Annotated in this window: 17 protein-coding genes; 11 read left to right on the forward strand and 6 right to left on the reverse strand. The window is 62.7% G+C overall.

Going from position 1 to position 20,218, the window contains the following annotated elements; genetic code table 11:
* Positions 1–176 precede the first annotated feature (176 nt).
* A complete protein-coding gene (gene amaB / locus NKI19_RS00580) occupies positions 177–1,688 on the forward strand; it encodes an L-piperidine-6-carboxylate dehydrogenase (RefSeq protein WP_352564936.1) in 1,512 nt (503 codons plus the stop codon).
* Positions 1,689–1,747: 59 nt separating this feature from the next.
* Here amaB and NKI19_RS00585 read toward each other — a convergent pair whose 3' ends face one another.
* On the reverse strand, positions 1,748–2,611 hold the full coding sequence (locus NKI19_RS00585) for a hypothetical protein (RefSeq protein ID WP_352564938.1): 864 nt from the start codon (positions 2,609–2,611) through the stop codon (positions 1,748–1,750).
* Positions 2,612–3,330: 719 nt separating this feature from the next.
* Between NKI19_RS00585 and NKI19_RS00590 the strand changes: the two genes are divergently transcribed.
* On the forward strand, positions 3,331–4,143 hold the full coding sequence (locus NKI19_RS00590; RefSeq protein ID WP_352564940.1) for a nucleotidyltransferase family protein: 813 nt from the start codon (positions 3,331–3,333) through the stop codon (positions 4,141–4,143).
* Positions 4,136–4,888 (forward strand): metallophosphoesterase family protein, encoded by a 753-nt coding sequence (locus NKI19_RS00595; RefSeq protein WP_352564941.1) that lies wholly within the window; start codon positions 4,136–4,138, stop codon positions 4,886–4,888. Before NKI19_RS00590 ends, NKI19_RS00595 begins: the two co-directional genes overlap by 8 nt.
* Positions 4,889–5,207: 319 nt before the next feature.
* On the opposite strand, the gene NKI19_RS00600 is transcribed toward NKI19_RS00595, so the two are convergent.
* Positions 5,208–6,821 carry a DHA2 family efflux MFS transporter permease subunit gene (locus tag NKI19_RS00600; RefSeq protein WP_352564943.1) on the reverse strand — a complete coding sequence of 538 codons (1,614 nt, stop codon included), beginning with the start codon at positions 6,819–6,821 and terminating at the stop codon, positions 5,208–5,210.
* The gene (locus tag NKI19_RS00605) at positions 6,818–7,993 is read right to left on the reverse strand and encodes an HlyD family secretion protein (protein ID WP_352564945.1); all 1,176 of its coding nucleotides are present in this window, start codon (positions 7,991–7,993) and stop codon (positions 6,818–6,820) included. The genes NKI19_RS00600 and NKI19_RS00605 overlap by 4 nt, the downstream gene beginning before the upstream one ends.
* A gap of 268 nt (positions 7,994–8,261) precedes the next feature.
* Between NKI19_RS00605 and NKI19_RS00610 the strand changes: the two genes are divergently transcribed.
* A complete protein-coding gene (locus NKI19_RS00610; RefSeq protein ID WP_352565160.1) occupies positions 8,262–8,693 on the forward strand; it encodes a hypothetical protein in 432 nt (143 codons plus the stop codon).
* Positions 8,694–8,979: 286 nt separating this feature from the next.
* Here NKI19_RS00610 and NKI19_RS00615 read toward each other — a convergent pair whose 3' ends face one another.
* From NKI19_RS00615 to NKI19_RS00625, 3 genes are all read right to left on the reverse strand, one after another.
* On the reverse strand, positions 8,980–10,170 hold the full coding sequence (locus NKI19_RS00615; RefSeq protein ID WP_352564946.1) for an NADH-quinone oxidoreductase subunit D: 1,191 nt from the start codon (positions 10,168–10,170) through the stop codon (positions 8,980–8,982).
* A gap of 66 nt (positions 10,171–10,236) precedes the next feature.
* Positions 10,237–10,662, reverse strand: coding sequence for a hypothetical protein (locus tag NKI19_RS00620; protein ID WP_352448156.1), 426 nt, complete (start codon positions 10,660–10,662; stop codon positions 10,237–10,239).
* A gap of 164 nt (positions 10,663–10,826) precedes the next feature.
* Positions 10,827–11,501 carry a DUF2161 domain-containing phosphodiesterase gene (locus NKI19_RS00625; protein ID WP_352565162.1) on the reverse strand — a complete coding sequence of 225 codons (675 nt, stop codon included), beginning with the start codon at positions 11,499–11,501 and terminating at the stop codon, positions 10,827–10,829.
* A 340-nt stretch (positions 11,502–11,841) separates the two neighbouring features.
* On the opposite strand from NKI19_RS00625, the gene NKI19_RS00630 reads away from it, so the two are divergent.
* The 7 genes from NKI19_RS00630 to apnL all read left to right on the forward strand — a co-directional run bounded on the left by NKI19_RS00630 (position 11,842) and on the right by apnL (position 20,185).
* A complete protein-coding gene (locus tag NKI19_RS00630; protein ID WP_352564948.1) occupies positions 11,842–12,669 on the forward strand; it encodes a phosphogluconate dehydrogenase C-terminal domain-containing protein in 828 nt (275 codons plus the stop codon).
* A gap of 265 nt (positions 12,670–12,934) precedes the next feature.
* A complete protein-coding gene (locus tag NKI19_RS00635; RefSeq protein ID WP_352488816.1) occupies positions 12,935–13,876 on the forward strand; it encodes a D-ribose ABC transporter substrate-binding protein in 942 nt (313 codons plus the stop codon).
* 113 nt (positions 13,877–13,989) lie between these two features.
* Positions 13,990–14,643, forward strand: coding sequence for a DUF2291 family protein (locus tag NKI19_RS00640; protein WP_352564949.1), 654 nt, complete (start codon positions 13,990–13,992; stop codon positions 14,641–14,643).
* Positions 14,640–16,184, forward strand: a complete 1,545-nt coding sequence (locus tag NKI19_RS00645; RefSeq protein ID WP_352488818.1) for a sugar ABC transporter ATP-binding protein — start codon at positions 14,640–14,642, stop codon at positions 16,182–16,184. The genes NKI19_RS00640 and NKI19_RS00645 overlap by 4 nt, the downstream gene beginning before the upstream one ends.
* Positions 16,181–17,245, forward strand: coding sequence for an ABC transporter permease (locus NKI19_RS00650; protein WP_352488819.1), 1,065 nt, complete (start codon positions 16,181–16,183; stop codon positions 17,243–17,245). The genes NKI19_RS00645 and NKI19_RS00650 overlap by 4 nt, the downstream gene beginning before the upstream one ends.
* Before the next feature lies 1 nt (position 17,246).
* Positions 17,247–18,281: a Gfo/Idh/MocA family protein gene (locus NKI19_RS00655; RefSeq protein WP_352488820.1), complete on the forward strand. Its 1,035-nt coding sequence runs from the start codon at positions 17,247–17,249 to the stop codon at positions 18,279–18,281.
* Complete coding sequence (gene apnL / locus NKI19_RS00660; protein ID WP_352488822.1) at positions 18,278–20,185, forward strand: D-apionate lactonase; 1,908 nt, start codon at positions 18,278–18,280, stop codon at positions 20,183–20,185. Before NKI19_RS00655 ends, apnL begins: the two co-directional genes overlap by 4 nt.
* The last annotated feature ends 33 nt before the right edge of the window (positions 20,186–20,218 follow it).

Below are 20,218 nucleotides of genomic sequence, written 5' to 3' on the forward strand. Positions count from 1 at the left end.
TATCTGGCTGGTTCAACAGTCGGACGCCGGCTTGGACCATGCCGGGGTGGCGATTTTTCCCTGAAACGCGTAATGCCACGCCATGACAGGGCCTGGTGTGCCAACCGGCAGGGAGCGAGTATGGCGAAAAGCTTGGACCGACGCCATATGAGCGACGGGATCTGAAAGGGATAAAAATGACGATTGCGAAGGAAACGGCCGGGCTTCTGGCGAAACTGGGCGTTGCCGAGGCCGCGCTTACGGGCGGCGACCTCATCGTGCGCAGCCCGGTGACCGGCGAGCAGATCGCCGCGCTGAAGACCATATCGCCGGCCGACGCGACGACGACCATCGACAATGCCCACAAGGCTTTCCTGGCCTGGCGGCAGGTGCCAGCTCCCAAGCGTGGAGAGCTGGTGCGGCTGCTCGGCGAGGAATTGCGCACGCACAAGGCCGAGCTTGGCCGGTTGGTATCGATCGAAGTCGGCAAGATCCCGTCCGAGGGTCTTGGCGAGGTGCAGGAGATGATCGACATCTGCGATTTCGCCGTCGGTCTTTCCCGGCAATTGTACGGCCTGACCATCGCTACCGAGCGTCCCGGCCATCGCATGATGGAAACCTGGCATCCGCTCGGCGTCATCGGCGTGATCTCGGCCTTCAACTTTCCGGTGGCGGTATGGTCGTGGAACGCAGCACTGGCGCTGGTCTGCGGCGACGCTGTGGTGTGGAAGCCGTCCGAGAAGACACCGCTGACGGCGCTCGCCTGCGAAGCGATCTTCAAGCGTGCAGCAGAACGTTTCGGCGATGCGCCGAAGGGGCTGGCGCCGGTGCTGATCGGCGATCGCGCCGTCGGCGAAATCCTGGTCGATCATCCCAAGGTGCCGCTGGTCTCGGCCACCGGCTCGACGCGCATGGGCAGGGACGTCGGCCCACGGCTGGCGAAGCGCTTTGCCCGTGCGGTGCTGGAGCTCGGCGGCAACAATGCCGGCATCGTCTGCCCGACGGCCGATCTCGACATGGCGCTCCGCGCCATCGCCTTCGGCGCCATGGGCACGGCCGGCCAGCGCTGCACGACGCTCAGGCGCCTATTCGTGCATGAGAGTGTCTACGATGCCTTGCTGCCGCGATTGAAGAAGGCTTATGAGAGCGTCTCGGTCGGCAATCCGCTGGAGACAAGCGCTCTGGTTGGCCCGCTGATCGACAAAGCTGCCTACGAGAACATGCAGAAGGCGCTGGAGGAGGCGGCTTCGCATGGCGGTAAGATAACCGGCGGAATGCGGGTCGAGAACGGTCACCCCGAAGCCTACTATGTGCGTCCGGCGCTGGTCGAAATGCCGCGGCAGGTTTCGCCGGTGACGGAGGAGACGTTTGCGCCCATCCTCTATGTGATGAAATATACGGACTTCGACGCCGTGCTAGAAGAACACAATGCGGTGGGAGCGGGGCTGTCATCCTCGATCTTTACCCGCGACCTCCAGGAATCCGAGCGCTTTCTTAGCGTCGACGGATCGGACTGCGGTATCGCCAACGTCAATATCGGCACGTCCGGGGCCGAGATCGGTGGCGCCTTCGGTGGCGAGAAGGAAACCGGCGGCGGCCGCGAGAGCGGCTCCGATGCCTGGAAGGCCTATATGCGGCGCGCCACCAATACGGTGAATTATTCCAAGGCGCTGCCGCTTGCGCAGGGCGTGTCCTTCGACATTGATTGAAATACCGGACCTTCGTCGCGGTGGCGCCAACACCGCGACGAAGGCGTTCGACTCGCTGTTCAGCTGGCTTCGGAAGTTACAACACAATCGTCGAAGGCTGCATCGATGATGGCGAGCTTGACCGCTTGGGCGGTCATGTATTCCTGATAGAACTCGCTCGACACCCACATGACCGAATGACCGCGCTGGCCCAGCCAGCCGATGCTGCCGAGTTCCTCGGCATCGCGCAATTTGCGCGACAGGTGAGTCCGGGAAAGCTTGAGCCAGTTCGCGAAATCCCCGATTGAGACGACACCGGTCGGAATTCGGTCCAGGTCGGCATGATCGGGATCGACGCCGGACATCAGCCAATCCATGACGATGCCGCCATTGTCGAGCCAGGTGAACAAGGAAAAAGTCTGTCTTGGCTCGCGCACGGCATGCGACGAAAGCAGGCCGTCGGCCACCAATGGCTGCAATTTGGCGAGCACGTCCGGTTGTGCGACGAATGCAGCCAGTCGAGATCCACCGTCCAGGCTGTCCAGCGTTTTCAGATGGGCCATGACCCAGCCGGCAACCGTCTCCAGAGTGCCCGCGGCCGGCTCAAACGGGCGGATGCGCCCGTATTTAATCGGCAGATGCCGGATGAAGCCGTAATGCAGCATCTCCTTCAGGAAGGCGTCGGCGGTGTTGCGGCTGGCCACCGAATGCCGGCAGATATCGTCCATGAACCGTGCGGACGTAAGTCCCTTGCGATGATCGTCCGGCTCTCGATCGAAATACAAGGCAAGGCCGATATGGGCCATCAGCCAGCGTTGTTGGGTGGCGAATACGGAGGCCAGGCGCGGGTTCGCTTCATAGGTCTGGAGCAGTGTCCGCGACTGAGCCTGGACGTGCCGACGCAATGCCGGATAGCTGGCAATGTCTTCAGAAACCAGCGCCATTCCCGCCGAGCCCAACCAAATTTGCAACTGGAAATACCGGTTACAATTTCAGCCTTCGCGGACCGTGTCCAGAGCCGGCGCATCAGGATACCAGCTGAATCCCGCCGGTTAGCAGCTGAATTCCGCGACTGGGTCGCCGAGGACCTGATCTCGCGAGGCGCTGATCTTGCCGCATGAGACTAGCCTGCTCGAACCTATAATGGTGGCTTCGCCTGGCCAGCCGGCGTTCCCCCACGGCGACGCGGAACCAACACCAGTTTTGCTCGTTGAAGAACGCTGATTGGACCGAGACAGTGAGGAACTACAGAATGGAGAATGGCCCTTTTGCCACGCCGCCCGCAGCTTTCCGGCAAACAGCGTCGGTCTGGCCGCGTGCGCTCAAGTGGCTGTTGCGCCGGGTGCGCAGCGCCTCCGACAGCTCGGGAACCATGTTGAAGCCAATCCTTTCGGAACCCGAGGATGATAGCGGGCCCACTCCGCCTCGACGCGCCTGAGGGTGACCGCGCTGCGATCTTGACGTCAAAAATGACCGCTCACATGTCTTTTTGGCGCTGCCGCCGCAGCCGACGGACATGAGCTCTTGGAAGGCCTGCCACGGCGGCGCGTCCACCTGATGCGGAAGGCAAGAGCGGCAGTGGCGCGCAACGGCGGAACCATCGGGCATGCTTGGCTATTAGATACAGGCGGCTGCTGGTCTGCCGGGCCAGGAGCCTTTGCTTATGATCATCAATCCCCCACCGGAAAGCGCTATCCCGGCATCTGTCCCGTCGGTCGATCCAAAGGCCGCCCCGACGCTTCGCAATGCCGAAGCGGAGGTCTTTTATATCGAAGCGATCCGCGAGCTGGTCGCGACCGGCATCCCCTTTCTCGTCGCCGGCACCTATGCCGTAAGCGCCTATACCGGGATCACCCGCCCGACCAAGGATCTCGACATTTTCTGCAAGGCCGGCGACTGCCCGCGCATCCTCGCCCATTTCAAGCGGATCGGTTACGTCGTCGTCGTCGAGGACGACCGGTGGCTTGGCAAAGTGTTCAAGGGGACGCATTTTTTCGACGTTATTTTCGCCTCGATGAACGGCACAATGCCGGTCGACGACCAGTGGCTGGAGCACGCCCGTCAGGGCGAATTGCTGGGCAGCCAGGTGCGGATCATCGGTCCCACCGAGCTTGTCTGGTCCAAATGTTTCATCCAGGACCGCGGCCGCCACGATGGCGCCGACGTTTCGCACACCATCCTCAAGACGCACGACCAGATCGACTGGCAAAGGCTGCTTTCCTACATGGAAGTTCATTGGGAAGTTCTGCTGATGCATCTCTTGAACTTCCGATGGATCTATCCGTCGGAGCGGGGCCGCGTACCCGCCTGGCTGCTCGACGAGCTGCTTGACCGGCTGGCCAAGCAGCGCGAATTGCCACCTTCCCGGATGAAAATCTGCCGTGGGCGCATGCTTTCACGAACCGACTATGAGATCGACGTCAAGGACTGGGGCTTTGCCGACGTCGGCGGTGAAGGAGAACATAGCAATGGCTGACGAGCTCGAAACTGCTTCGGCAAAGGCGGAAAATGGCGGCACGCTCAAGATCGCCGCCATCGGCGATCTGCATGTCGGCAAGGAGGACCAGGCCTCGTACCGCGATCTGTTCGGCGAAATGTCGCGTGAAGCCCAGGTTCTCGTGCTGACGGGCGACCTTACCAATCTCGGCAAGCCTCGGGAGGCCGAAATCCTTGCCGAGGAACTGCGTGCCTGCACGATCCCGGTCGTCGCCGTACTTGGCAACCACGACTATGAGTCAGGCGCCGTCGAGCAGGTCACCGACATCCTGCGCCAGGCGGGCGTTCACCTGCTCGACGGCGAGGCGACAGAGATTCACGAGGTCGGGTTCGTTGGGGTCAAGGGTTTCGTTGGCGGTTTTGGCTCGCGCATGCTCGGCTCCTTCGGCGAACCAGCGATCAAGTCAATGGTGGCGGAAAGCGTGAACGAAGCGATGCGGCTTGAAAACGCGATGCGGCAGGTCCGCGCCAAACGCACGCTTGTCGTTCTGCACTACGCGCCTGTCGTCGAGACGGTCGAAGGCGAGCCGCTGGAGATATTCCCGTTTCTCGGTTCGTCCCGCCTGGCCGAGACAATAGACCGGTTCCAGGTCAGCGCGGTGGTGCATGGTCATGCGCATCGCGGCGCCTATGAGGGCCGCACGCCGGGGGGGGCGCCGGTCTATAACGTTGCCATGCATGTCGCCAAGCCGACCGGCCGTCCCTACGCCATGCTCGAAATCTGACAGGCGGCGCCACTGGCACAAGCAATCGGCCGACACGCTGCAGAGCGATCAAGGTAACTGCCGGCTGAAAGACATTCGCTTCGGCGGAATATCGTTTTCATCCGGATTGGGAACGGGATCCTCGTCGGGAAGCCTGTCGGGGTCCGGCTCACGCACGGGCTTGGGATCGGGGATGGGAGGCGGTGGCACCGGGGTCGGTGTTGGCTCGGGTGTGGGAATAGTGGCCATCGTAGTCATCTCCTCTTGGCGCAGAACAACGCAACGGGTCAGCTGGTTCCCGGCTTCCTCGTTCTTGGAACCACAACGTCGCACTTGCCGGTCAGCCCATTTCGGGATTCGGCTGGCTGCCGCGCGACTTGCTTGACCGCAGCAGCAGCGCCAGCGGAACCAGCAGGGCGGTTGCCACCGCGCAGTAGCGGAAGACATCGACATAGGCGAGCAGCGTGGCCTGGCGGGCGATCAACTGACCAAGCCAGCCGATCGCCTGCTGCTTCGCCTCGACCATCGGCGAACCCTGGGCGAGGAAATGATCGGTCGCCTGCCGAAGCGCCTGCTGATAGGCGGGCGACGATTGCACGGTGTGGCCGACCAGGTTCGATTGATGGATCTGGGAGCTTTGCGCAATGACGGTGTTGGACAGCGAGACGCCGATGCTGCCGCCGATATTGCGTGCAACGTTGATCAGCGCCGATGCCTGGTTGGTCTTCTGCGGGGGCAGGCCAACATAGGCCGCGGTCGAGATGGGAATGAACAGGAACGGCAGTCCGACCATCAGGAAAACACGGGCAAAGGCAAAGAAGCGGAAGTTGGCGTCCGGGGTAAGCGAGGTCATATGCCAAAGGGCCACTGCGACCACCGACATGCCCATCATGATCAGGTATTTAGGCTGCACGATGCTGCCTACAAATCCGGACACCGGCATCAAGATCAGCATGGCGATGCCGCCCGGCATCATCGAAAGGCCCGAGAGCGTCGCGGTGTAGGCAAATGTCGTCTGCTGCAGCTGCGGCACGATCTGGGTGGTGCTGAACAGGATTGCACCGACCGCCATCATGACCAGGAAGGCCGTGCCGAACTGGCGCGTGAACAATAGGCGCATGTCGACGACCGGATCGCTGCGACTGAGTTCCCATGGGATAAGCAGCAGGAACGCGATCGCGGAAATCACTGCGAAAGTGGTGATGAAATCCGAGGCGAACCAATCGTAGCGCTGGCCCCGATCGAGAAATATCTCCAGGCACCCCAAGGCTATCGCCACCAGGACGAAGCCGACCCCGTCGATCTTCAGGCCGCCTTTCAGCCGTTCCTTGCGTTCGCGTTCGAGGACGTCCGGTTCGACCACCAGCCATTGCACCAGGGCCAGCGACAGGATGCCGAACGGCACGTTGATGAAGAAGATCCAGTGCCAGGAGAAATGGTCTGTCAGCCAGCCGCCGATCGTCGGCCCGACCGTCGGTGCGACGATGACGGCAATGCCGTAAAGTGCGAAGGCTTGCGAGCGCTTTTCAGGCGGAAAGGTGTCGGCAAGGATCGATTGCTCGCTTGGCGCCATACCGCCGCCGCCGAGGCCCTGAAGGACCCTGAACAGGATGAGCAGTTCCAGGTTGGGCGCCAGTCCGCATAGCAGCGACGCGACGGTGAAGGTCGCCACGCAGAGCATGTAGTAGCGCTTGCGGCCGATGACGCTTGCCAGCCAGCCGCTGACTGGGATGATCACCGAGTTGGCAACGAGATAGGTGGTAATCACCCAGGTGCTTTCATCAATTCCGGCCGCCAGGCTGCCGGCGATGTTGCGCAGGGCGACATTGGCGATCGAGGTGTCCAGCACCAGCATGAAAGTCGCGATGGAGACGACGATGGCGATAAGCCAGGGATTGCGTGTCCCGGCGGCGGATCGGCTTTCGCCCTGATTTCTGGCGGCTTCGCCGTTCATCGCACCTTGACCGTCGGCACCACCGACAGGCCTGGCCCGAGAAGCACATCCGGTGGCTTGTCGAAGACGATCTTGACCGGCACGCGCTGCACCACCTTGACGTAGTTGCCGGTGGCATTTTCAGCCGGCAGGAGGCTGAAGGCGGTGCCGCTGCCGGCTTGGATGCTGTCGACGCGGCCATGGAAGGACTTGTCCGGGTAGGCGTCGATGTCGATGTCGACCGGCTGTCCCTGCCGCATCAGGTCGAGCTGCGTCTCCTTGAAATTGGCCTTCACCCAGACCTCGTCGGGAACGAACATCATCAATACCTGGCCGGGTTGGGCGTAGGCGCCGTTCGCGGCCGAAATGCTCGTTGCCCGCCCGGCTGCGGGTGCTGTGATGGTCGTGCGTGACAACGTCGTGCGGGCTTGCTCCTGGCTGGCCTTGGCCTGATCGAGCTTCGCCTCGGCGCTCCTGGCCTGTGCCTGCAAGACCGAAACCTGGCTTTTTGCCGAGGTGACGTTAGCCTCGGCGCTGTCCAGCGCAGCCTGGTCCTGACGCAACGTCGATGCCGCCTGCTGCGCCTGCTGCTGCGTTGCCGTGCCCCTGGCCAGGAGTTCGCGGTTGCGTTGATCCTCGGCCTTGGCGAAATCAAGCGCTGCCTTGGCCTGTGCAACCTGTTTCTGGGCAGCGTTCACCTTTGCGTTTTGAGCCTCGATCTGGGCGCTGACATTGACGATTTCGGCCTCGGCCGCGGCGACGCCGGCGTCGGCCTGCTTCAGGTTTGCCTGATAGTCGCTGTCGTCGATACGCAGGAGGACATCGCCCGCCTGTACATGCTGATTGTCGGTAACCGCCAGCTCGGTAATGCGGCCGGCTATTTGAGCGCCGATCGTCACCGTGCGCGCGTCAATGAAGGCGTCGTCGGTCGATTCGTACTGGCGGGCGTTCAGCCACCAGATCGCGACGCCTGCCGCAACGAGCAACAGTGCAAGCGCGATGGCTGCGGCCGCATAGGGATGGCGCCTGGGAAAGCCGAGCAGACCGGCCTTTCGTTGCGAGGCATCCCCGTCGGGCTTTTCCTGCCGGGGCTCTGCCGATCGCTCACGAGATTCTCTAACCGGAGCCGGTTGCTCCCGGGTTTCATTTACAGGCTCGACGTCTTGCTCGACGCGTTGAGGCTTCGTGTCCAATGGAATTGCTTTCAAGACTGATATTGCAGCCGCCGAAGCGGACGCAAAGCCAAACGGCAAGCTTCCGCAAAAGTTCCTGTCTGGAACCGGGTTCGGGTAACGCGTCGACATCGAACACAGGCGGGGGCGCGTTGGAATTCGAGCGCCGCTTCACCGGGCAGGTGATCCGTACGCCTCATGTTGCGGCGGTCCGGCCTTGTCAGCGCTCCATGGCGCGATAATTGCTCATGTAGGCGTGGGCGAATTCACCTGTCGACAGGAGCCGACCATGAAACATCAAACACTCGACCAACTGCAGGCCGTCGCGGAAGTTGAGTCCTTCGCGGCGTATCCGGCGATGAGCCGAACCCAGCGGATTGAACGTTGGGCGGAACTTCTCGAACAAAACCCGACGCGATGCCTTGGGGCGCTTCCAGGCACCGAATATATGAACAGGGAAGCGCGCGACAGATCGCGTGGCGCTGGGACGCCGCTCACTGTCGCCTTCGAGGATCCGGTTCTGCGTGCCATGGGCCTCAGCGATGATACCTATGGTGAGGCAAAGCGCTTCTTCGAACTGAGCGACCGGCAGTTGCACCAAATCGTCTGCCATTGCCATGTCGGCGCTACGATGCAAGCGAGATGGGCCGCTGCCAGGGTGCGCGGGATAGTTCGCGGCAACAGATTTGTTGCCTGGATGAAGGGCTTGATCGTGCATTGACGCGGTACGAGGAACGGCGGAACACGCGTTCTTTCCGCGCCGTGGAGAGCGCTTCCGAACTTGGAAGGGCTCGTGCCCCGTCAGGCCGCGCAGATTGTGAAACTCCTCGACGCTTGGCTGCGCCTTGTCGCGGCCATGCGTCTGTCTTTGATGCGAGAATTTGGGTTGGCCTGCCGCAATTGAGGGCCATCGCCGGACGGGCGTTCGAGCGCCGTCCAGGCCTGCCTGCGCGGCTACTAACGACGAATGATCCTGCGATCGGGGAAGATCCTGCGACCTGGCTAAACTAGCGGTCGATTTCTCCGAACACGATGTCGAGCGAGCCGATGATCGCGGCAACGTCGGCGATCATATGGCCTCGGGACAGGAAATCCATCGCTTGCAGGTGGGCGAAGGAAGGTGCGCGGATCTTGCACCGGTAGGGAACATTGCCTCCGTCCGACACGAGGTAGACGCCGAACTCGCCCTTCGGCGCCTCGACGGCGGCATAGACTTCACCGCTCGGCACGCGAATGCCTTCGGTATAAAGTTTGAAGTGGTGGATCGTCGCTTCCATCGAGCGCTTCATCGTGGCGCGCGGCGGCGGCGTGATCTTGTGGTTCGGGATCGCAACCGGCCCCTGACCTTCTGGTGAGCGCAACTTTTCCAGACATTGCCGCATGATCCGGACCGACTGGCGCATTTCCTCCATGCGGACGAGATAGCGGTCGTAGCAGTCGCCATGCTTGCCGACCGGGATATCGAAATCCATCTCCGAATAGCATTCGTATGGCTGCGCCTTGCGCAGGTCCCAGGACGCGCCCGATCCGCGCACCATCACGCCGGAAAAGCCCCAGGCCCAGGCATCATCGAGGCCGATCACGCCGACATCGACATTGCGCTGCTTGAAAATGCGGTTCTCGGTCAACAGTTCGTCGAGATTGTCGCAGACCTTGAGGAACGGATCGCAGAACTTCCAGATGTCGTCGAGGAGTTCCGGCGGCAGATCCTGATGCACGCCGCCGACCCTGAAATAATTCGCGTGCATGCGGGCACCGGACGCGCGCTCATAAAAGACCATCAGCTTCTCGCGCTCGGCGAAACCCCAGAGCGGCGGCGTCAGCGCGCCGATGTCCATGGCTTGCGTGGTGACGTTGAGGAGGTGCGACAAGAGTCGGCCGATTTCGCAGAAAAGCACGCGGATGAGCTGCCCGCGTCTCGGAACCGATATTTCGAGGAGCTTCTCGGCAGCGAGACAGAATGCATGCTCCTGGTTCATCGGCGCGACGTAGTCGAGCCGGTCGAAATAGGGCAAGGCCTGCAGGTAGTTCTTGTACTCGATGAGCTTTTCGGTGCCGCGATGCAGCAGGCCGATATGGGGATCGGCGCGTTCCACGATCTCGCCGTCGAGTTCGAGCACCAGCCGCAGCACGCCGTGAGCGGAGGGATGTTGTGGCCCGAAATTGATGGTGAAGTTGCGAACTGCAGCCTCGGCCATGACAGTCCTCCGCGATCAGGCGGACTTCGGTTCCGTGCCGGAACCGGCTTGTCCGCTTTCAGCCGCTCACGTCGTCGTCTGGATGATCAGCGTGAGCGTGCCGTCGCCGTCGATATTGGCCGCCACGACCTGCGTGGAATTAAGCCCGTTCGCCGCCAGTGCCGATGCCGCCTGCGGCGATGCGTCGATCGAACTTTGCAGGATGCGCAAATCCTCGGCGCTGGTCTGGGTGACGACGGCCTCCGCCTGTGCCTTGATGTCAGGAGGCAGATCCTCCATCGCCACGATTGTCACTGCGGTGAAATTCTGGGCGGAGAAGGCTTGGTCAGGTGTAGCCTGGTCGGGTGTGGTCCCTTCGGGCGTGGCTTGCTCTGGCAGGGTTTGCGGCGCCGTCGGCGGGACAGGGGCAAGCTCTGGTCCCACGGATTGCGCATAGACCGGCGAGGCAAGGGCCAGTGCCGAAAGTGTGGCAATTGTCGTCGATAGGCGCATGGCCGTTCCTTCCGTTTGCTCAGCGGACGATCAATTCGGTGACGACAAAACCATCGTGTCGAAATATGGTTCCGTGACTGAGGTGCTGTCTTGTACTGAGTGCCGTCTGGCCGAAAGCCGTGATTGTCGCGGAAAGCAGGGCGCGAAATCCGGCGTTGGCTGTCTCAGGCAGCGGTGTGGCCGCGATCGGGCTGCGGCCAGCGCTGCAACGCCTCACGGCCCTGAGCGGTCAGTTCGTAGATCCCGCGATCGGTGCGTGCGAACCAGCGATACACATTGTGCAGCAGGATCTTGGGCGCGTTCGGCAGGTTGGGCTTCAAGTCACGCGGCCGTTTCGGGCCATCCGCGAGGGCTGCGGCGCATGCCAGTGCCTGCTGGCGATAGGCGGTCATGATCGGCGCACGCGAGCCGCCGCCGGCGACAGGATCGCCCTGCCGACGCCGATGTTCGTCAATTAGCTTCGAGCGACGCCGGGGATCGCGACGCGGAGCCAATGCCGTCGGGCTGAGCAGCACCTGAACCTCGCCGTTCGGTCGCACGCCAAGCAGGCCGAAGCCGAGGCGACGGCAGAGATTGCGGTATCTCACATCGCTCTCACGGCCCTTGCCACGCGCCGACATGCATGCCGCGAGCCAGACCTCGTCGCTCGCCGCCATACGGTCGACCCCTTGGAGGACCAGCTCAAGGTTGAACGTCAGCTTCAGCTCGCAGATGACGACGATCGGTGGAGAGTCGGCACTCAGCGCCAGCAGATCGCAGCCGCCGATCTCGCCCTTGACCATAAATCCAAGGCCTTCCAGGAAGGCCTTGACCGGGCTGTAGAGTGAAGTTTCGAGCATGGGCCTTTGTCGGCTGCGAATCATCCCGCCGGTCGGCAGTTCAGCGCGATGATCGCTCCTTGCCGTTGAACAGGAGGTAAACGACGGCCAAGAAGTGGTCAGAGCCGTGCCATGGCCGCTTGCCAATTTGGTATGCTGGTATAATGTGTACCTGAGGTAGCATGCTCCGCGTAGCTGCGCTGTGCTGGACATCCGGGCGCCCGAGACATCGTCCATGGCATCGTCATTCGAGCGGCGGCTCCCCTGCGTTTTCTAATCCGCCAACCGGCGGTAATGTGCATACAAGTCAATGGGATGACGATCGGCAGGGCCGTCGTTGGAATTCAGGAGTAACGGACACATGACAACGATTGCGCTGTTTGGTGCGGGCGGCAAAATGGGTTACCGTCTGTCGACCAATTTTCGCGGATCTCCCTATACAATACGCCATGTCGAGGTCAGCGACGCCGGCCGCGAGCGGCTGAAGTCGGGCCTCGGCATCGATGCCGTCAGCGCCGATGAGGCGCTTGATGGCGCCGATGTGGTGATCCTGGCGGTGCCGGACACGCACATCGGCAAGGTCGCGGCGAGTGTCGAGAGCAAGCTTGCATCAGGCACGATGGTCGTCGTGCTCGACGCCGCGGCACCTTTCGCCGGGCATTTGCCGGAGCGGCCGGACCTGACCTATTTCGTCACCCACCCGTGCCATCCGCCGATCTTCAACGACGAGACCGACATGGCGGCCAAGAAGGATTATTTCGGCGGCGTCAAGGCCAAGCAGCACATGGTCAGCGCCTTGATGCAGGGACCGGAGGAAGATTTCGCCAAGGGTGAGGCGATCGCCAAGATCATCTGGGCTCCGGTCATGCGCTCCCATCGCGTCACTGTCGATCAGATGGCGCTGCTCGAGCCCGGCCTTTCGGAAACGGTATGCGCCTCGCTGCTCGTCATCATGAAAGAGGCGGTCGACGAGGTGGTGGCGCGCGGGGTCGACAAGCAGGCGGCGCTCGATTTCCTGCTAGGCCATATGAACGTGCTTGGCGCCGTCATCTTCGGCGAAACCAAAGGTGTGTTCTCCGACGCCTGCAACAAGGCGATAGAGTTCGGCAAGCCGGTGCTGATGCGCGACGACTGGAAGCGGGTGTTCGAGCCGGAGGAGATTGCCGCGAGCATTCAGCGCATCACTTGAGGGCAGCGACGCGTTCACCGGAACATGTCACCTGAAATTGTCATTGACTCATTATACCAGTTGGCTTAGCTGTTCGATGGATCGGATCGTCAAGCTTCGCAGCAGGCTCAGGAGCTGGATGAGTGGAGGATAGGGGAAGCGGTCCGTCGGGGTGAAGCCGGCCAAGGCTTGTGAATCTGGGACGCGACCCGCCGCCTACGCCCGCTAACGAAATCGAATGCATATAGCCTTGCGACAAGGCACGGATTTTCAACGGGAGGAATACATGAAACTGACACGCAGAATGACGCTTGCAGCTTTTGCCGGCATGCTGGCGCTTGGCACCGCCGCACCCGCCTATGCGGCGGATTTGATCGCCATCATCACGCCCTCGCATGACAATCCGTTCTTCAAGGCGGAAGCTGTCGGCGCGGAGGCCAAGGCCAAGGAACTCGGCTACGAGGCGTTGGTGCTCGTCCATGACGACGACGCCAACAAGCAGTCGGAATTGATCGACACCGCGATCGGCCGCGGCGCCAAGGCGATCATCCTCGACAATGCCGGCGCCGACGCCACCGTCGCCGCGGTGCAGAAGGCCAAGGACGCAGGCGTTCCTTCCTTCCTGATCGATCGCGAGATCAATGCCACCGGCGTTGCCGTCGCGCAGATCGTCTCCAACAATTATCAGGGCGCCCAGCTCGGCGCGCAGGAATTCGTCAAGCTGATGGGCGAAAAGGGTAATTTCGTCGAGCTCGTCGGCAAGGAATCCGACACCAATGCCGGCATCCGCTCCAAGGGTTACCACGACGTCATCGACGACTATCCGGACCTGAAGATGGTGGCGCAGCAGTCGGCCAACTGGAGCCAGACCGAGGCCTATTCAAAGATGGAATCCATCCTCCAGGCCAATCCCGATATCAAGGGCGTGATCTCCGGCAACGACACGATGGCGATGGGCGCCTATGCGGCACTTGCCGCTGCCGGCCGCAAGGACGTCATCGTCGTCGGCTTCGACGGCTCGAACGACGTGCGCGACTCGATCACCTCCGGCGGCATCAAGGCGACAGTCCTGCAGCCGGCCTTCGCGCAGGCGCAGATGGCTGTCGAGCAGGCCAACGACTTCATCAAGAACAAAAAGACTCCCGCCGAAGAAAAACAGCTGATGGACTGCGTCCTGGTCAATGGCGACAATGCCGCCAAGCTGGAGACGTTCGCGCTCACCAACTGAGCCGGCGTAACATCAAGCAGCAAGGGACGAGCCTCCGGTTCGTCCCTTGCTTCCATTTCGCCCTTGCTTCCATTTCTCTGGGTGCTCCTGACCGCCATGCCGAACGAGCCGACATGTTCAACACGCTGACCCGGCCGATCCTTGTCGCGTCGCTCCTTGCAGCTATAGTCAGCCTGACCGCCTGCAAGATCCTGCCGACACCGTCAGCAGAAAACGGCGGCACTGGCTCCGCGTTCAATCCCGACAAGATGGTCGAGGACATCTGGGCGGCGAAAGTGGTACCCTATCTGCAGCAGAAGGCCGGGCCGTTTGCCGAGGTGCATGCCTTGGCCAAGGCCGACCCCGCCGCCGCCGGCGCCAAATACGGCAATCCGAAGAAGCAGGCGAATTCGCCATGGACCTTCGCGGTTCGGCTCATGGGCAAGGTCGTTGCAGCCAATACACAGTCACGCGCGGCGACGATGGACATCGATGCCGACGGCGACGGCAAGGCGGATGCGCGGGTGCAGATCGGACCCGCCATGCGCGGAACCGCGCTGCGCGACAGCCTCGACTTCATCCAGTTCAACGATTTCACCAACCAGATCGACTTCGCCCAGTTCGGCAAGGCTTTCAACGCCTACGCCGACAAGACCGTGCTTTCCAAGCTGCCGCGCGAGACACTCCAGGGCCGCAGCGTCGAGGTACTTGGCGCCTATACGCCGGGCACTGGCCAGGACCTTCCGCTGGTGACGCCGGCGGAGGCAGAGATCGGGCCGAAGCCATGAGCGGCGATCAAGATGTCATCCTGAAGCTGGAGGATGTCTCGAAGGTCTATTCCGGCACCGTCGCGGTCAAGCGGGCGAATTTCGAGGTGCGCAAAGGCGCGGTCAACGTGCTGGTCGGCGAAAACGGAGCCGGCAAATCGACGCTGATGAAGATCATCGCCGGTGTCGAGCAACCGACGCTCGGGCGCATCCTGCTGGACGGCGAGGAGGTTTCCTTCTCGTCATCGGGTGATGCTGTAAGCCGCGGCATCGGCATGGTGTTCCAGGAGCTGAACCTGTTCGGCAATTTGACGGTCGCCGAAAACATTTTCGCCACCCGCGAGATCACCAATCGTTTCCGCAAGATCGACCGCAAGGAGCAGGAGCGCCGCGCGGCGGAGTTCCTTGAACGCCTGGAAGCCGGCATCCGGCCCGATATGCTAGTCGAGGATCTGCGCATCGGCCAGCAGCAGCTGGTCGAGATCGCCAAGGCGGTTTCGCTCGATGCGCGCATCCTCATCATGGACGAGCCGACCTCGGCGCTCAGCGCGGCGGAAGTCGAGATCCTGTTCAAGGTGATTGCCGACCTCAAGGCGCGTGGCGTGGCAATCGTCTACATCTCGCACCGGCTCGAGGAACTGATCCGCATCGGCGACACCATCACCGTGCTGCGCGATGGGCGCATCACCGGCCAGGCGGAGATGAAAGACGTCGACACCCAGTGGATCGTGCGGCAGATGATCGGCTCGGACGCCAAGGACTTCGCCAAGGCCGACGGTCATGTGCCGGGCGAGGAAATATTCCGCGCCGAGGACATTTGCCTGCCGCGCGTCACCGGCGGGCTTGCGGTCGATCACGTCTCGCTATCGCTGCGCGCCGGCGAAATCCTCGGCATCTATGGCCTGATGGGCGCCGGACGCAGCGAGCTGTTCGATTGCATCATGGGCCGCCACGGCCATTCGACCGGCACGATATTCATTGCCGGCAAAAAAGTGCACGAGCGCGACACGACGCGGCGCATCCGGCGCGGCCTGGCGCTGATCCCCGAAGACCGCCAGCGCGAAGGGCTGGTGTCGATCCTCTCCGTCGCCAGCAATCTGACGCTGGCCAGCCTGTCACGTTTCGTGCGCCTGTTCCACATTCGTGGTGCCGCCGAAAGACAGGCGGTGACCCGGACGGTGCGCGAACTGGCGATCAAGGTCGCCGATCCGGCGCAGGAAGTCTCGTCGCTGTCGGGCGGCAACCAGCAGAAGGTGGTGATCGGCAAGGCGCTGCTCACCGGACCGAAGGTGCTGCTGATGGACGAGCCCAGCCGCGGCATCGACGTCGGCGCCAAGGCCGACGTGTTCCGGACCATGCGCAAGCTGTCGCGCGACGGCCTGGGGATCCTGTTTGCCACCTCCGATCTCGATGAGGTGATGGCGTTGTCCGACCGCATCGCAGTGATGAGCAATGGAAAATTGACCGGCATGTTCGATCGCGCAGAGGCGACGGAGGCCGCGCTCGTCGCTGCCTCGGCCCTCGGCCACGGACCGGTCTCGCACGGAGAGCAAGGCGCATGACTGACATCCCAGCCAAGGCGGCGGTCACCTCGAAGTCGAGCGGCTCGGTCCTGCTGATGCTGATGAAGGCGAGGACGTTCATCGCGCTGATCGCCGTGCTGTTATTCTTCTCGATAGCTGCCCCCAATTTCCTATCGGCCGCCAATCTTATCCTGATGTCGAAGCACGTGGCGCTGAACGCATTCCTTGCAATGGGCATGACCTTCGTCATCATCACCGGCGGCATCGACCTGTCGGTCGGCTCGATCGTCGGCCTGTGCGGCATGGTGGCCGGCTATCTCGTGCTCAACGGCATCGACCTGCAGGTCGGCTACACCATCTATTTCAACGTCTTCGAGATCGCACTGATCACGCTTGCCGTCGGCATATTGATCGGCGCCGTCAACGGCTTGCTGATCACCAGGCTTAACGTTGCGCCGTTCATCGCCACGCTCGGCGTGCTCTATGTCGCGCGCGGCCTGGCGCTGCTGTCGTCGGACGGCCGTACCTTCCCCAATCTCGTCGGCAAGCCGGAGCTTGGTACCACCGGGTTCGGCTTCCTCGGCGCCGGCCGGTTGCTCGGCCTGCCGGTCGCGCTGTGGATTTTGCTCGTCGTTGCGCTAGGGGCGGCCTATCTCGCCAAATATACCCCGCTCGGCCGCCACATCTTCGCCGTGGGCGGCAATGAGCGGGCGGCACGGATTTCAGGCGTCCGCGTCAACATGGTGAAGATGTTCGTCTACATGTTCTCCGGCTTCTGCGCGGCGATCGTCGGGCTGATCATCTCGTCCGAACTGATGGCCTCGCATCCCGCGACTGGAGAGAGCTTCGAGTTGAATGCCATTGCCGCGGCAGTGCTTGGCGGCACCTCGATGTCGGGCGGACGTGGTACGATCGGCGGTACCATTGTCGGCGCCTTCGTCATCGGCATCCTTTCGGACGGGCTGGTGATGATGGGGGTGAGCTCGTTCTGGCAGATGGTGATCAAGGGCCTCGTCATCATCGTCGCCGTCGTCGTCGACCAGGCACAGCGCCGATTGCAGAGCCGGGTGACGCTGATGCAGATGGCAAAGGCCGGCTGATATGGCGGAGCTGCGTGGAGCGCTGATCGGCTGCGGCTTCTTTGCCGTCAACCAGATGCATGCCTGGCGTGACGTCGAGGGTGCCTCGATCGCCGCCATCTGCGACCGCGATCCGGAGCGGCTGCGGATCGTCGGCGACCAGTTTGGGATTGCGCGGCGCTATACGGACGCGTCAGCGCTGTTTGCCGGCGAAAGGCTGGATTTCGTCGACATCGCCACCGCCGCACCAAGCCACAGAATGCTCGTCGAGATGGCGGCGCAGCACGGCGTTCCGGCAATCTGCCAAAAACCGTTTGCACCGACGCTTGCCGACGCCCAGGCGATGGTAAAGGCCTGCGCCGACGCCGGCGTGCCGCTGATGGTGCATGAGAATTTTCGCTGGCAGTCGCCGATCCAGGCAGTGCGTACCGTGCTGGACAGCGGCGAAATCGGCGCTCCCTTCTTCGGCCGGATCTCGTTCCGATCTGCCTATGACGTGTTCTCCGGCCAGCCTTATCTGGCGACGGGCAAGCGCTTCATCATCGAGGATCTCGGCATCCACAGCCTCGACATTGCCCGCTTCCTGCTGGGCGACGTCTCGACGGTCACCGCGCGAACGGCGCGCATCAACCCTGGCATTGCCGGCGAGGACGTTGCGACGATGCTGATGGACCATACGAGCGGCGCCACTTCCGTGGTCGACTGCAGCTACGCCAGCAAGCTCGCTACCGAGCCGTTCCCCGAGACGCTGATCGAGATCGACGGCAGCGACGGCACGATCCGGCTGGCGCAGGGCTACCGCCTCACTGTCACCGGCCGGAGCGGGACAGTCGTGAGCGACGTCTCGCCACCGCTGCTGGCCTGGGCATCGCGGCCGTGGCATAACATCCAGGAAAGCGTCGTCGCCATTCAAAAGCACTGGGTCGATTGCCTGACCAACGGAACCGAGCCCGCGACCTCGGGCGCGGACAACCTCAAGACATTGGCGCTGGTCGAGGCAGCGTACGCCGGCGCCGCAAGCCGGGAGCCGGTGCAACTCGACACCTTGCTGAAATGACAGCCGACGCCTTCCTCCTCTATGGCACACGTGCTGTTGAAGCCGAACCGATCAGGCTGCGCGCCGGCGCGCTGACGGCGGACTTCGTCAACGGCAATCTGCGCACCATCCGGCACGGCGACACCGAAGTCCTGCGCGCCATCGCCTACATCGTCAGGGATCGCGACTGGGGCACCTACGAGCCGACGCTCACCGATTTGGAAATCGACCAGGGCGATGACGCTTTCTCCGTCAGCTATTCGGCAGGTTGTTTCGGGCCAGAGGGAAGCCGGCTCGACTTCCGTGCGACCATCAAGGGCGCCGCCGATGGCCGACTGCTCTTCGACGTGAGCGCTCTTCCCGACGACGATTTCGAGACCAATCGCTGCGGTTTCTGCATCCTGCATCCGATCGCCGGCCTAGCCGGCAGCCCGGTCACGGTCGAGCATACCGATGGCAGCGTGGTCGCGACCAGGCTTCCAGAGCTGATCGATCCCTGGCAGCCGTTCAAGGATCTGCGGGCGATCACCCACGAGGTCCGGCCCGGCGTCACCGCTGAATGCCGGATGGAAGGCGATACCTTCGAGATGGAGGACCAGCGCAACTGGTCGGATGCCTCCTACAAGACCTATGTCCGGCCGCTCGCGCTGCCATGGCCATACGTGCTGCCGGCCGGCGAGACCTTCCGCCAAACCGTCAGCTTGCGGGTAGAGGGTCGCGGGAAAGTGCCGGCCGCCGTGGCAAGCGCCGAACCGATTCGTGTCAGGCTCGGCCAAGCTGGACCGGTGCTGCCGGATATCGGCGTTATCATCTACCCTGATGAGGTCGAGGCGGCGCTGGGCAAGCTGTCGGTGCTGTCCGAGCTTGGCCCGCAGCAGTTGATGTTCCACTATGACCCGACGCGCGGCCACGGGCTCGCCGCCTTGCGGTCCTATGCCCGGCTCGCTGCCGCCTATCCGGTCCGGACAACCCTCGAATGTGTCATTGCCGGCGACGGCGATCTCGACGCCGAGCTTTCAGGCGTCGCCGACAGGGTGCGCCAGGCCGGGCTCAAGCTTTCGGCCATTGCCGTCTCGCCCTCGATCGACCGGCAGTCGACGCCACCGGGCAGCGCGTGGCCGCAATGCCCGGCGCTCGAAGACGTCTATTCTGCCGCCCGCCGCGCCTTCCCCGATATCCGCCTCGGCGGCGGCATGTTCAGCTATTTCACTGAGTTGAACCGCAAGCGCGTCCCCGCCGATCCGCTCGATTTCGTCACGCATTGCACTTGCCCGATCGTGCATTCCGCCGACGATCTCAGCGTCTTGCAATCGCTGGAGACACTGCCTTTCATCACGGCGTCAGTTAGGACGATCTTCGGAACAAAACCTTACCGGATCGGGCCGTCGACCATTGCAATGCGCCAGAACCCTTATGGCGGTGCGACCAAGCCCAATCCCGACCGTCAGCGCATCGCCATGGCCGACCGCGACCCTCGCCATGTGGGGCTGTTCGGGGCCGCATGGACGATCGGCTATGCCGCGCGCGTTGCACCGGCCGGGCTCGAAATGCTCACGCTCTGCAACTTCACCGGACCATTCGGCGTACTGGCCTCGTCGGGCGAGCCTGTCGAAGAAGGTGCACCCCGGCCGATTTTCCACGCGGTGAAAGGACTTTGCGATCTGGCCGGCCATGCGCATGTGGCGGCGACAACGACTGATGAGACGCGGGTGCTGGCACTGGCCGGCCGCTCCCAGACCGGCAAGATCATCGTCTGGCTGGCGAACCTTACCCCGGACGATTTTCCGGTCGACGTTTCAGGGCTCGGCTCCGATCGGGGTCCTCTGAAGATCTGGGATGGACGAATGTCGCGCCAGATCCAGCGAAACGCGCCTGGCCGAGACCATCTTGTGATGACGCCCTATGCAATCGTCCGGATCGGCTGAACTCATTTGCCGAGGCTCATGGATAGCCGCAGC

The sequence above is a fragment of the Mesorhizobium sp. M0751 genome (genome assembly GCF_040320265.1).
Classification (GTDB): Bacteria; Pseudomonadota; Alphaproteobacteria; order Rhizobiales; family Rhizobiaceae; genus Mesorhizobium.